Here is a 13,671-nt window from a genome sequence, read left to right as displayed (position 1 = left end):
GTCGTTTGTCACAGGGTTATCACCTTCTTGAGCAGCGTGCTGGAGAGCACAGCGAGAGAAATGAGCACCGACAGGATAAACGTTAGCGCAATCACGCCCAGCTTGGTGGCTAACGAGTGAATAGGGATCAGCATCACCAGCAGGTGGAAAACGGAGTAGTGCAGAATATAGACCCCGGTCATCGCTTTGCTAACCGTCGCCAGCACCGCCTCCTTCAGTTCGCGGTTCTTTTTAAACTGCACGGCGTTAGCGGCGATCACCAGCAGGACGATCAGAATATAAATTTGCGATCCCGTCAGAATGAACGCATTGCGATCGGCTTTAAACAGCGCGAAGAAAAAATGGCGTTCATAAAACCAGGTAAATAAATAGACAAAGGGCAGGGCGATAATGGAGGCTTTAATCACCCGCGGGTCGCGTATCCACTCCGTGACTCGCGGATCGTTAAACAACTGCCCGGTTAAATAAAAAAGTAGCCATGTCCACAGACGATACTGCGGCGGCAGGCTGAAGAGATGTTTGTCCGGGTAGAGCACCGAGAGCAGGTCGTAACCATAAGCGCAGCACAGCAGCGTCAGAACCACGGTGAAAAACAGGCCCCGCCGCTGGCTGAGCCAGGCGATAAAGGGATGGAAGGTATAGATCACGATCAGGGCGAAAATAAACCAGGGCTGGATCAGGTAGCCGCGCTGATAAGGCTCCCAGACATAATAGACCGTTACCCAGAACAGAAAGACGATGACCACGCTTTTAATTTTGCCGATTTGCCAGTTGGCATCGTGACGCGTCTGTGCATCAAGATAACCAGCCACCACAAAAAACAACGGCGTCGCGATGGTCGAGATAAAGGTCAGCAGCCCGAGGATCCAGTGATAGTCATAATCATAGTGATCCCAGGTGTTATAGATAGTGAAAAAGGTCACCGCTGTCATACAGCCTAATGTCTTGATAATGCTGAGACCGGTACTGTTCATCGTTGAGGCGTCATATCCTTATGGTGGAAGCAAGCGTAAATTACCGGCAGAACCAGTAGCGTCAGTACGGTGGCAAAGGCGAGGCCGAACATGATCACCACCGCCATACTCTGGAAAAAGACATCGCGCAGCAGCGGGGCAAGGCCAAGCACAGTGGTAAAGGCGGTCAGCAGGATCGGCCGCAGACGAGAGGTTGCCGCATCAATGATTGCTTGTCTTTGATCTTTCTCCTGTTTTTGTTGCTCTATCTCTTCCACCAGCACAATGCCGTTGCGGATCAGCATACCGCTGAGGCTAAGCAGGCCGATTAAGGCCATAAAGCCGAAAGGGATGCCGGTCAGCAAAAAACCGGGCGTGACGCCGATCAGCGCCAGCGGGACGGTCAGCCAGATGGCAACAGCGTTTTTCAGCGAACTGAACATCAGCACCGTAATGATAAACATCACCAGATAGCCAAGCGGCAGGGTCGTGAACAGCCCTTGCTGCGCTTCACTGGAGTTCTCCGCATCGCCGCCCCATTCGATGCGGTAGCCATGCGGCAGCGTCAGCGCGTCAATGCGTGGTTTCACTCTGGCAAGGATATCGCCCGACGTTTGGCCGCTTTGCGGGCTGGGGTCGGTCTGAACGGTAAGCACGCGGGTGCGATCGCGACGGAGAATCAATGGATCTTCCCACTCCAGCGAGAAGCCATGGATGACGTTACTCAACGGAATATACTGCTGCCGGCTCTGGCTCCAGACCAGCACGTTATTCAGGTGATTGGCATCCTGTCGCTCCGCTTCCGGCGGACGGACGATAACCGGCAGCAGGTCGGCGCCCTCGCGATATAACCCGGCTCGACTGCCGGAGAAATTCATCTCCAGCGCGCTATCAATATCCTGTTTATCCACCCCCAGCTCACGTCCCAACGCCAGAGAGTATTGCGGGCGGATCACCTTGCTGCGGTTCTGCCAGTCGTTACGTACGCTGTCGGTCGCCGGATCCGCGGCGAGAATGTCGCCCACCTGACTGGCCAGCGCGCGCAGAGTATCCGGATCAGGGCCCTTAATGCGCACTTCAATCGCGCTATCGCCGGACGGGCCGAACATAATGCGTTTGGTGCTGGCGTTCACCTGCGGGTAGTTTCTGGCAATCCAGGCCTCGACGTGGCGGGTGACGGGGGCGATACTGCGCTGGTCGTCCATCCGCACCATAATCTGCGCGTAGTTGCTGTACTGGCGCTGCCCGCTGTAGGTGAGAATAAATCGCATACTGCCCTGGCCAATGGTGGAGACGGTGGTAGCCACCCCCGGCTGGCTGGCGATCGACCGCTCAATATCGCGGGTCATCTGCTCGGTGGCGTTAATATCGGTACCGTAGGGCAACCACAGGTCGACAAAGAAAATGGGCGTATTCGATGACGGAAAGAAATTCTGCCGGACGAAGGTGAAGCCCCAGATCGCCCCGGCTAACAGCGCGCCCATCAGCACCAGCGTCAGGGTCTTTTGCTGCAGCAGTATTCGCAGCGTCTGCTGATAGCCACGATAGAAGCGGCCGCGGTAGGGATCGGCTTTTTCCTTCGGCGCCTCGGCCGACGGGGCGTTTTTAAACAACCACCACTTGATGAGTACCGGCGTGATGGTCAGGGCGGAAAACCAGCTGAGCATCAGGGAGATCAGCAGCACCTGGAACAGGGATTTGCAATACTCCCCGGTGGAGTCCTGGGAAAGGCCAATTGGCGCGAAGGCGAGGATGGCGATGACCGTGGCGCCGAGCAGCGGCAGGGCGGAGCGGCGGATCACATAGTTAATTGCGCCCAGCAGCGGAGCTCCTTGCTGGCGGGCGATCAGCACCCCTTCGACAATGACAATGGCATTGTCCACCAACATACTCAGGGCGATGATCAGCGCCCCGAGGGAGATTCGCTGTAACTCGATCCCCCAGATATACATAATAAGCAGAGTGCCGAGAACGTTGAGCGCCAGCGACAAAGCAATAATGATCCCGCTGCGCACCCCCATGAACACCAGCAGCACGCCGACGACGATCGCCAGGGCCATCAGGAAGTTGGTAATAAAACCATTGACCGAGTGGGCGACCTCTGCCGCCTGATCGTAAAAAATGGCGATGTCGATACCCGCCGGTTTATCGGCGGCCATCTGCTGAAGTCGGGCTTCGAGGGCATGCCCCACGTCAATGACGTTAACGCCAGGGATAAAGGAGACCCCCATGGTCACCGCCTGGCGGCCGTTGGCATGATAGATACTGGAGGGAGAGTCGGTCAGCCCGCGCGACAACGTGGCAATATCCCGTAGTCGGGTGGTGGCGCTGGCGCCATGAGGGCTGACCAGAAGATCCCCCAGTTCATCGATATTCTGAAACTCCCCGGTGGGGTGAAGGCGGATCGATTCGCTGCCGGCGCGGATCTCCCCGGCGCTGGATACCACGTTGAGCCGGGTCAGGATAGCGGCAAGCTGGTTAAGCGTAATACCGCGCGCCGCCATTTTCGCCAGCGAGATATCAACATTGATCTGCTGTGGAATCGCGCCGCCAATGGCGACTTTGCCGACGCCCGGCACCAGCACCAGCTCACGGCGCAACTGCTCGGCATAGCGCACCAGCTCAGGATTGGTAAAACTGTCGCCCGAAATGGCGAAGAAAAAGCCAAACACATCGCCAAAGTCATCATTGACGAAGGAGGGGACTACCCCCGGGGGAAAAAGCCGGCTGGCGTCACCGACGCGGCGACGCAGCTCATCCCAGATTTGCGGCAGTTCGCTGGAATGGTACTGCGAAGCAATATTCACTGTAATTTGCGATAAGCCATTCGAGGAGATGGAGCTGACGTTATCCAGCGAGGGAAGCTGCTGAATCGCGTTTTCCAGCGGCAGGGTCACCTCCTCCTCCACCTGCTGAGCGGACGCGCCAGGGTAGTGGGTGACGATCACCGCCGTTTTGATGGTGAAGGCGGGATCTTCCAGGCGGCCAATATTGAGCAGGGCGAACAGGCCACCCACCCCCAACAGCAAAATGGCTAACCAGACGCGGGTCGGGTTGTTAATAAACTGACGGGAAATGTCCATTTATAATCCTCGTTCACGCGTCCAGATCCGCACCGGCTGCCGGTCGTGGAGTTCGCTTACCCCCGCTGCAACCACCTGTTCGCCCGCACGGAGCCCTTCGGTGATCATCACTCCCTGCGAGGTCACTTCCCCGACCGTGACTCTGCGCTCCTCAAGATACAGATGGGCGTTTTCGCCTTTTACCACCCAGACGACCGGTTCATTCTTCGGTCGGTTATCGGGGTTAAACACTGCTTCCACGGGCACTACGAGGGTTTCCCGTCCGGCGCTGGCCGGCAAATTGCCGAGATTGACCGTCACGGTGCCGCTAACCCCGCCGACGGTGGGAAAATCATCTGGTCGCGGCATGGTTAAAATGATCTGCCAGGTGAGGGTGCTGTTGTCGCTGCTGCCGGTATGCTCTTTGTATTCCGCGGTAAACTCGCGGCCCGGCAGAGTATTGATCCTGACGACGGGGCGGTAGGCGGTATTGCGGATATCGAGCGAGGTGAACAGATTTTCCGGAATGCTGAAGACCACATCGAGCAGGTCGGTACGCGTCAGGGTAATCACCGGCTGGCCAGCGGCGACCACCTGATGATTACGGATATGCACGCCGGCGGCAATCCCGCCGAAGGGGGCGGTGAGACTCATTTGCGCCAGCTCTTCACGGGCAATTTTCAAGGCCGCGTTGGCGGCATCGCGATTGGCGCGCTGCACGTCCATCTCCGCCTGGGAAATCGCCTGACGTCCTGCCAGGGTCTGGAAACGATCAAACTGACGCTGGGCGAGGGTTGCCGCCGTTTGTCGCTCATTGACCCGCTGCTGGGCTTCGCGGGCATTCAGACGCGCCAGCGTTTGTCCCTGAGTTAGGGTTGCACCCTGGCGAATATCCAGTGACTCCACCTGACCACCCCGTTTAAACGACAGTTCGGTGGAGTCGCCAGACTCGATGCGGGCTGGAAACGTCCGCTGCTGGGTGTTACCCACGGCGGTGACTTGCGCCACCTTGACCATCCGGGGAGCGGCTTCGACGGACGGAGCTTTCTGATCGCAAGCGGTTGTTAATAAAATAACAACCGGGATGAGAGAAAAATAACGGTTCACAGTATTCCCCTCAGACTCATGATTTATTTTACGTTTTTATTAGGCGGCGCACGCTTATTCTGCGAGGGCGGCGACAACCAGATAGGTGAATAGTCCTACCAGTGTACAGGCGACAATGGCCAGCGCGACAAACAATCCCAGACGTAACAGGCTATAACCAAACATGATTTTCTCCCTTAACTCCCACCCGAACCGCGAATGTCATTTCGCCCGGCACAATGTGTGACCGTCGGACATTCGGTGCGGCACTCCTGCTTGTAATCAGCATAGTCGGAGAAAACATGAAGTGTTAAAAAAGAGAATACCGCGTCGCTGTTGGCGTCAAGGGGTTAAGGGCAGGAGATCTGCGGGCTTTCGCGGGCTTTTATAATATTTTTCAGTCTATTAATGGCTCATTTTCTAATGTTAATTTTCCTGTGCTACGTTTAATAACATCGATTCCGCTTGCCGCTTCTGTTGTTGAGATTTGCTTCCTCCCCAAGTATGGGGCTATTCATCACTACGCATTGTATTGGTAATAAAAGGATTATCTCATGTATAAAAATATCGTTGTTCCCGTTGACGTGTTTGATGCAGGCCTGGCCGACAAAGCCCTCTCTCATGCGAAGTTCCTCGCCCAGCACTCTGCCGGGCAAATTCATCTTGTGCATGTTATTCCGGCATTTTCACCGGTATTAACGCGTGGATTTATCTCTGATGCGCGAAAGATGGAAGAGCATTTGATTTCTACCGCTAAGGAAAAACTCAGCGATCTGGTAAAGAAAAATTCTCTGGCGGAAGAGACCAGCCATCTTTATGTGCGCAGTGGCAATATTCGCGATCAAGTGATTGACCTGGCCGATGAGCTGAAAGCGGACGTGGTGATTGTCGGTTCGCGCAATCCGGGGATCCAGACCCATCTTCTGGGCTCTGAAGCGGCAAACATCGTGCGCTACGCCCATGTACCGGTTTTCGTTGTGCGCTGATGACGGCGGGATGTCGTCCTGACTTCCGCTTCAGAAATCGAGGGAGAGAGTATGAATACAGATAAACCGGGGGCGCCCTTCTATCAGCGTTCCGTCGAGGAGACGCTCGCCAGCGTGCAAAGTACGCCGGAGGGCATTAGCGGGACAGAAGCGACCACACGCCTGCAGCAGTATGGCGAAAACGCCCTGCCGCAGAAGCCGGGTAAGCCAGCCTGGCTGCGTTTTATCGTGCATTTTAACGATGTACTGATCTACGTGCTGCTGGCGGCGGCGCTGCTGAAGGCGGTGATGGGCCATTGGATCGACATGGCGGTGATCCTCGCGGTGGCGGTCGTCAATGCGCTGATTGGCTTCATCCAGGAAAGTAATGCGGAGAAATCGCTGCAGAGTATCCGCAATATGCTGTCCAGCGAAGCGGTAGTGATCCGCCAGGGTAACCATGAAACCATCCCCACCACCTCGCTGGTACCCGGCGATATCGTGGTGATCCGCGCCGGCGACCGTATCCCCGCTGATTTACGGGTGATTGAGGCGCACAACCTGCGGGTGGAAGAGGCCATCCTCACCGGGGAGTCAACGGTGGTGGAAAAAACCACCGAGCCGCTGAGCGGCGATTTACCGCTCGGCGATCGCAGCAACCTGTTGTTTTCCGGTACCACCGTCAGCTCAGGGGCGGGCAAAGGGATCGTGGTGGCGACCGGCGGCGATACCGAGCTGGGTCACATCAACCAGATGATGGCGGGCATTGAAAAACACCGTACGCCGCTGCTGGTGCAAATGGACAAGCTGGGCAAAGCCATCTTTATCCTCATTCTGGTGATGATGGCGGCGCTGTTCGTCTTTAGCCTGCTGTTCCGCGATATGCCGGTCTCCGAACTGATGCTGTCGCTGATTAGCCTCGCGGTGGCGTCAGTCCCGGAAGGCTTGCCGGCGATTATCTCGATTATTCTGTCGCTCGGTGTGCAGGCGATGGCGCGCCAGAAAGCGATTATCCGCAAGCTGCCGACGGTGGAAACCCTCGGCGCGATGACGGTTATCTGTTCGGATAAAACCGGGACCCTCACCATGAACGAAATGACGGTGAAGGCGGTGATCACCGCGGACAGCGTCTATCGGGTGGAAGGGGATAGCTATGAGCCGGTCGGTAAGATCCACGCCATTGATGACCCGACGCCGGTCGCGGTCGCGCCTGGCACGCTGTTCGAACGCTATCTGCGTACCATCGATCTGTGTAACGACAGTCAGCTTATTAAAGATGAGAGCGGGTTGTGGAAAATCACCGGTGGCCCGACCGAGGGGGCGCTGAAGGTACTGGCGGCGAAGGTTACTCTGCCGCCGCTGACCAGCGAGCTGCGCAGTAAAATTCCTTTTGATTCGCAATATAAATACATGTCGACCCTCTACCGGCTGGGTGAAGAGGAGGTGGTGCTGGTCACTGGCGCGCCGGATGTCCTGTTCCGCTTGTGTCAATATCAACAGAGCGACAGCGGATTGCAGCCGCTGGATCTACCGTACTGGGAAGGCAAAATTGAAGAGTACGCCCGGGAAGGGCTACGGATGGTGGCCGCGGCCTGGAAGCCGGCTTCCGCAGGCCAGACGGAACTAACCCATCAGGATCTGCAGCAGGGGGTGATTTTGTTAGGGGTTGCCGGGATGATGGATCCGCCGCGTCCGGAGGCCATCACGGCGATTGCCGACTGCCTGCAGGCCGGGATCCGCGTGAAGATGATCACCGGCGACCACCCGCAAACGGCGATGAGTATCGGCAAGATGCTGGGGATTGGCAATGCGGGGAATGCCATTACCGGGCGCGAACTGGAGGTGATGGACGACGCGCAGCTGAGCGTGGCCGCGCAGCAGTATGATATCTTTGCCCGAACCAGCCCGGAAGATAAGTTCCGCCTGGTGCAGGCCCTGCAGAGCAAGAAAGAGATTGTCGGGATGACCGGCGACGGGGTGAACGATGCTCCGGCGCTGAAGCAGGCTGACGTCGGCGTGGCGATGGGGATCAAGGGGACCGAGGTGACCAAGGAAGCCGCCGATATGGTGCTGACCGATGATAACTTCGCCACCATCGCCAGCGCGGTCCGCGAGGGGCGTCGGGTGTATGACAACCTGAAGAAAACCATTCTCTTCGTCATGCCGACCAACCTTGCGCAGGGGTTACTGATCGTGATCGCGCTGCTGGCGGGCAACGTACTGCCGCTGACGCCGGTGCTGATCCTGTGGATGAACATGGCCACTTCCGCCACGCTGTCGTTTGGTCTGGCGTTTGAAGCCGGTGAGAAAAATATTATGCGGCGGCCGCCGCGTGATCCGAAAATTCACGTCATGGACGGCTTTGCCATCTGGCGCGTGGCGTTTGTGGGGTCGATGATTGCGGTCAGCGCATTTATTCTCGAAGCCTGGCTGCAGCCGCGCGGCTATTCGCCGGAGTTTATCCGTACCGTGCTGTTGCAGACCCTGGTCACCGCCCAATGGTTCTATATGCTGAACTGCCGCGTGTCGGATGGTTTCTCGTTGACGAAAAGTCTGCTGGCTAACAAAGGGATCTGGATTGTCAGCGGCGTGCTGCTGGTGCTGCAGCTGCTGATTATCTATGCGCCGTTTATGCAGATGCTGTTCGGTACCACCGGGCTGCCGTTCCGCTACTGGGTGATCACCTTCATCATCGGCTTCGCGATGTTCCTGATCGTTGAACTGGAAAAACCGCTGACCCGCAAATGGCGAACCGCCTGACGGCGTGACGTGCAGTACGCAAAAGAGAAGAGGGGGCATCGCCCCCTCTCTGGCTGACGACAAACCTGTTTCGTCATTGTGCTCGCATTTCTGCCGGGTGGCGGCATTCGCCTTACCCGGCCTACGAAAGACTTCAATATCAAACTGTTATGCAGTTAGCAGTAGGCCCGCGCAAGCGCAGCGCCGCCGGGCAATCCCTGAAGATTGCACGTTGTCAGCAGTCTGAGAGAGGGCATCGCCCTCTCTTTTATTATGGTTCACGCTTGTTGCGCGTTACTGTTTCGGCTCGGCGACCACAGTGCTTCCCACGCCGCGGTTGTTATATTCCCACATGCGATTGACGCTATTGTCGTTGAGGTTGCGCTGCAGATTGCCTTTGGCATCTACTGCGCCAACGTTACCGCTAAAGGCACGGTTTGAACCGACCGCTGCCGCCCACGGCTGGGCGATGTTAAAGCCTTCATTGATGACGCTGTCGCGGATCACGACCTGGCCATTGCTGTTGCCGTCAACGTCCAGCGCGCGGCCCAGCTGCGCGACGTTATCGCCGGACGCGGTAAAGCGGCTGTTGGTCGCCAGGAAGCCGTAGGTCACGCTCTTCAGGGTAGCCGGCGCGAAAACATAGGCTTCTTTCTGGGTACGCGAGTTCACCACGCGGAAATCGGTGTTATCAAATACCACCGCGCCGCGACCGGACACGATATCCACATCGCCTTCAATGTAGCTGTTGGTCACCAGGGTGCGGGTCTGGCGGTTATCCTGCAGACGGTTCTGCACGCCGCTGTTGGTCACAAAGAAGGTGTTCTGACGGCCAAGAATATTGACCTTGTTGATCTGCACCTGATCGCCATCGGTGCGCAGGGCGATGGCCTGGTGAGTACCGGCGTCGACGCTGTCGCCAAGGTTGTTGGCGATGGTCAGGTTCTGCAGCTGCAGGCCGTTATTCTGCGACCAGAAGACCGCAGAGCACATCACGCCGACGGTGGCCGCGGATTTATTCTGGCAGCTATCGAACATATACCATGCCGGTTTGCCCGGCATATATTTACCGCCCGGATTGACCAGACGGCGCCAGGTGTTGCGATCCATTTCAGAATCAATGGCTTCGCTGATTTTCACGTCAATCGGTTTATCGCCGGTACCATACAGGGTCAGGGCGCCAGGCGCCGCCGGTACGTAAACCGTTCCCGGGTACTCGCCAGGCATGATGGCAATAAACAGACGGCGATTTGAATGACGGGCAATCGCCGCATCGACCGCCGCTTGGACGGTGGTATGGGTCACGCCCTGGGTTCCCGCCGGGCCAACGATAAAGTCAGGCTGCGCCGGCAGGCTGATGGCAGATGGCGTCCAGGCCGCGGCATTGGGAGTCAGCGACTGGAAATAGGCTGCCGGGGTAAAGTTTTTCGCTTCATCGGCGTTCAGAATGGGACGCGCGGTGGTGCCCGGTGCAGTCTGCGTAGAGGGCTGTTGATCGGCAGGCGTCGAGCTACAGGCGGACAGCGTCACGCCGAAGGCCAGCGCCAGCGCCAGACGGGAAACGGAATATGTGTTCATGTTGCTCCGGGCAAAATTAAGCGTAGTGAAATACCCCGGCTGAGACGCCAGGGTATAAGTCCTTTAAAACCTGCTGTTTTATACTAACTTGAACGAAACGGGAAGACATGGGCGGAAAAACTTACCGTCTTTACGCAACGTTCAGTCCTGCTGGATGGTCTTTAGTCACAAAAAAATAACATTTCCCCGCGCTATTGTTGACTTTATCGGCGTTATGAAAATAAATGTCTATACAACCCATGACAAGTTAAGCGCTATGACTCAAGCCACCTCTGAACGCGTTATCTGGCGAAACGCGCGTCTCGCCACCCTGAACCCTGATTACTCTCAACCCTACGGTCTGCTGGAGCGCCATGCGCTGCTGGTGCGCAATGGCCGCATTGAGGCAATTGTCGCCGACGCTGACGCCCCCGGCGGGCGCAGTATCGATCTCGAAGGCCGGCTGGTTACGCCGGGTTTAATCGACTGCCATACCCACCTGATCTTTGGCGGCAGCCGGGCGCAGGAGTGGGAGCAGCGGCTGAACGGCGTCTCCTATCAAACCATCAGCGCTAACGGCGGTGGGATTAATTCCACCGTGCACGCCACGCGCGACAGCAGCGAAGCTGAACTACTGGCGCTGGCGCAGCCGCGTCTGGCACGCCTGCTGCGTGAAGGGGTGACCACCCTGGAGATTAAATCAGGCTACGGTCTCGATCTGCAAAACGAACGCAAAATGCTGCGGGTCGCCCGCCAGCTGGCCGACGACAATGGCGTGGAACTGTCGGCGACGTTGCTCTCCGCCCACGCCACGCCGCCGGAATATCATGGCGACGCCGATGGCTATATCTCGCTGGTCTGCGAGACCATACTGCCGACGCTGTGGCAGGAGGGACTGTTTGAAAGCGTTGACGTCTTCTGTGAAAACGTTGGCTTCAGCCCGCAGCAAACCGAGCGCGTCTTTCAGGCGGCGCAGGCGCTGGGCATTCTGGTAAAAGGCCACGTTGAGCAGCTCTCGTCGCTGGGCGGTGCGCAGCTGGTGAGCCGCTATCACGGACTGTCCGCCGACCATATCGAGTATCTGACGGAAGAGGGCGTGGCGGCGATGCGCGAAAGCGGCACCGTGGCAGCTCTGCTCCCCGGCGCGTTCTACTTCCTTAATGAAACCCGCAAACCGCCGGTGGAACTGCTGCGCAAATACCAGGTGCCGATGGCGGTGGCGACCGATTTCAACCCCGGCACCAGCCCCTTCGCCAGCCTGCATCTGGCGATGAACATGGCCTGCGTCAAGTTTGGTTTAACGCCGGAAGAGGCCTGGGCCGGGGTAACGCGCCATGCCGCGCGGGCGCTGGGGCGGCAGGACAGCCACGGTCAGCTGGCGGCGGGCTTTGTGGCTAACTTTGCCATCTGGGATGCCGAGCATCCGGTCGAGATGGTGTATGAGCCGGGGCGCGCGCCGCTCTGGGGACGCGTGGTACGAGGAGAACGGCAATGATGCTGTGGCAAGCTACGCCCGCCAGTCTCTGGCAGGGACGCGATGATAGCGCGGAAGCGCCCAATGCGCTGCGCCTGTTCCAGACTATCGCCCGCGCGGAACGCTTCGCGCCGCAGGAGATGCCCGGTGATATCGCGCTGCTCGGCTTCGCCTGTGACGAAGGCGTCCGGCGTAACAAAGGGCGTACCGGCGCCGGGCATGGTCCGGAAGCGCTGCGCCGGGCGCTGGCCAATATGGCCAGCCATCAGGGCCACGACCGCTGCGTGGATATGGGCACCATCAGCGTCGACGGCGAACAGTTAGAAGCCGCGCATCAGGCGCTGCGCGAGGCGGTGGCCGCCTGCCAGCGTGCCGGTAAACGTACGCTGGTCCTGGGCGGCGGTCATGAGACGGCCTTCGGCCATGGCGCTGGGGTTCTGGATGCCTTTCCGGGCGAAAAAGTGGGCATTATTAATCTCGATGCGCATCTGGATTTACGCTTTGCCGAATGCGCCAGCTCCGGGACGCCGTTCCGCCAGCTGGCGCTGGAGTGTGACGCCCAGCAGCGCGGTTTTCACTATACCTGCATCGGCGTCAGCCGGGCGGCGAACACCCAGGCGCTATGGGATGAAGCAGCGCGCCGCCAGGTGGCTGTCGTTGAGGATCTGGCGGTGCTGGCGGCCTTCGACACTCACGTGTTGCCGGAGCTGGAGCGCAATATCGCGCAGTATGATCGTCTGTATCTGACCATCGATCTCGACGTGCTGCCGGCGCGCGAAATGCCGGCGGTTTCCGCGCCGGCGGCGCTGGGCGTGCCGCTGGCAATCCTGCTGCGCATCGTTGAGCCGTTGTGCCGCAGCGGAAAGCTGCAGGCGGTGGATTTGGTCGAGTTTAATCCGCAATTTGACATCGATGGACAGGGCGCCCGCGCGGCGGCCCGTCTGGCATGGCAAATCGCCCATTGGTGGCGCTAGCGATCCGCGCTATTATTTTCGCTTCGCCGCTCCGCTTATTATGCATAAGGAAAGCCAGGCCATGTTTGCACAACAACCTCGTTCCGCGCCCGCGCCTTTCTATGAAAAGGTGAAGCAGGCGATCAGCGAAAAAATCTACCGCGGCGAGTGGCGTCCGCACGACCGAATTCCCTCGGAGGCTGAACTGGTTGCCCAGTTCGGCTTCAGCCGGATGACCATCAACCGCGCGCTGCGCGAGCTGACGGATGAAGGCCTGCTGGTCAGGCTGCAGGGGGTCGGGACCTTTGTCGCCGAGCCGAAAGGGCAGTCGGCGCTGTTTGAAGTGCGCAGCATTGCCGATGAAATTGTCTCTCGTCGCCATCAGCACCGCTGTGAAGTGCTGCTGCTGGAGGAGACCGAAGCCGATCTCATTCAGGCGGAGGCGCTCACCGTCGCCGAAGGCACGCGTATCTTTCATTCACGGATGGTGCATTTCGAAAACGAGGTTCCGGTACAAATCGAAGATCGCTGCGTGAATGCTGCGGTGGTGCCGGATTACTTGTTACAGGATTACACCACTACCACGCCGCATGATTATCTGTCGCTGATCGCGCCATTAACCGAAGGCGAACATATTGTCGAGGCGGTGCAGGCGACGTCAGAGGAGTGCGCGCTGCTGCGCATTCTGCCGCACGATCCCTGCCTGCTCATTCGCCGTCGCACCTGGTCGAAGACGCATATCGTCTCACACGCTCGCCTGCTGTTCCCCGGCGCGCGCTACCGTCTGCAGGGCCATTTCAGCTCGTAATTTTCCCTGGCGTCAGCAAAACGTGATTGCTGACGCAATATAACAAAATTGTATCATTTCTGTTAAATCCTGGC

Annotated in this window: 9 protein-coding genes; 5 read left to right on the top strand and 4 right to left on the bottom strand. The window is 58.1% G+C overall.

Features of this window, described 5'->3' with window-relative positions; genetic code table 11:
* Positions 1-8 precede the first annotated feature (8 nt).
* Genes R0140_RS19195 through R0140_RS19185 form a run of 3 tightly spaced genes read right to left on the bottom strand, consistent with a single transcriptional unit; the run spans position 9 to position 5,122 of the window.
* A complete protein-coding gene (locus R0140_RS19195) occupies positions 9-932 on the bottom strand; it encodes an acyltransferase (protein ID WP_162493330.1) in 924 nt (307 codons plus the stop codon).
* A 38-nt stretch (positions 933-970) separates the two neighbouring features.
* A complete protein-coding gene (locus R0140_RS19190) occupies positions 971-4,036 on the bottom strand; it encodes an efflux RND transporter permease subunit (RefSeq protein ID WP_023297242.1) in 3,066 nt (1,021 codons plus the stop codon).
* The gene (locus tag R0140_RS19185) at positions 4,037-5,122 is read right to left on the bottom strand and encodes an efflux RND transporter periplasmic adaptor subunit (RefSeq protein ID WP_012542406.1); all 1,086 of its coding nucleotides are present in this window, start codon (positions 5,120-5,122) and stop codon (positions 4,037-4,039) included.
* 533 nt (positions 5,123-5,655) lie between these two features.
* On the opposite strand from R0140_RS19185, the gene R0140_RS19180 reads away from it, so the two are divergent.
* Positions 5,656-6,087 carry a universal stress protein gene (locus R0140_RS19180; protein WP_008805723.1) on the top strand — a complete coding sequence of 144 codons (432 nt, stop codon included), beginning with the start codon at positions 5,656-5,658 and terminating at the stop codon, positions 6,085-6,087.
* A gap of 51 nt (positions 6,088-6,138) precedes the next feature.
* Positions 6,139-8,826 (top strand): cation-transporting P-type ATPase, encoded by a 2,688-nt coding sequence (locus R0140_RS19175; protein WP_016160519.1) that lies wholly within the window; start codon positions 6,139-6,141, stop codon positions 8,824-8,826.
* A gap of 273 nt (positions 8,827-9,099) precedes the next feature.
* Here the strand turns inward: R0140_RS19175 and R0140_RS19170 are convergent, their stop codons facing one another.
* On the bottom strand, positions 9,100-10,383 hold the full coding sequence (locus tag R0140_RS19170) for a putative acyl-CoA thioester hydrolase (RefSeq protein ID WP_317703877.1): 1,284 nt from the start codon (positions 10,381-10,383) through the stop codon (positions 9,100-9,102).
* Between the two features lie 154 nt (positions 10,384-10,537).
* On the opposite strand from R0140_RS19170, the gene hutI reads away from it, so the two are divergent.
* From hutI to R0140_RS19155, 3 genes are all read left to right on the top strand, one after another.
* Entirely contained in the window at positions 10,538-11,857 is a 1,320-nt protein-coding gene (gene hutI / locus R0140_RS19165) for an imidazolonepropionase (RefSeq protein ID WP_163594456.1), read from the top strand.
* Positions 11,854-12,810, top strand: coding sequence for a formimidoylglutamase (gene hutG / locus R0140_RS19160; RefSeq protein WP_023297244.1), 957 nt, complete (start codon positions 11,854-11,856; stop codon positions 12,808-12,810). Before hutI ends, hutG begins: the two co-directional genes overlap by 4 nt.
* A gap of 61 nt (positions 12,811-12,871) precedes the next feature.
* Entirely contained in the window at positions 12,872-13,597 is a 726-nt protein-coding gene (locus R0140_RS19155; RefSeq protein WP_008805728.1) for a histidine utilization repressor, read from the top strand.
* The last annotated feature ends 74 nt before the right edge of the window (positions 13,598-13,671 follow it).

Origin of the sequence: Klebsiella sp. w6, assembly GCF_033100215.1 — a bacterium.
Classification (GTDB): Bacteria; Pseudomonadota; Gammaproteobacteria; order Enterobacterales; family Enterobacteriaceae; genus Klebsiella; species Klebsiella variicola.
Note: the sequence above shows the minus strand (reverse complement) of the source record. Positions and strands in the feature narration are given on the sequence as shown.

Bases quoted from the DNA above. Each gene is read 5' to 3' on its own strand.
- R0140_RS19195 (WP_162493330.1), bottom strand. From the start codon at position 932: ATGACAGCGGTGACCTTTTTCACTATCTATAACACCTGGGATCACTAT.
- R0140_RS19190 (WP_023297242.1), bottom strand. From the start codon at position 4,036: ATGGACATTTCCCGTCAGTTTATTAACAACCCGACCCGCGTCTGGTTA.
- R0140_RS19180 (WP_008805723.1), top strand. From the start codon at position 5,656: ATGTATAAAAATATCGTTGTTCCCGTTGACGTGTTTGATGCAGGCCTG.
- R0140_RS19175 (WP_016160519.1), top strand. From the start codon at position 6,139: ATGAATACAGATAAACCGGGGGCGCCCTTCTATCAGCGTTCCGTCGAG.
- R0140_RS19170 (WP_317703877.1), bottom strand. From the start codon at position 10,383: ATGAACACATATTCCGTTTCCCGTCTGGCGCTGGCGCTGGCCTTCGGC.
- hutI (WP_163594456.1), top strand. From the start codon at position 10,538: ATGGTCTTTAGTCACAAAAAAATAACATTTCCCCGCGCTATTGTTGAC.
- hutG (WP_023297244.1), top strand. From the start codon at position 11,854: ATGATGCTGTGGCAAGCTACGCCCGCCAGTCTCTGGCAGGGACGCGAT.
- R0140_RS19155 (WP_008805728.1), top strand. From the start codon at position 12,872: ATGTTTGCACAACAACCTCGTTCCGCGCCCGCGCCTTTCTATGAAAAG.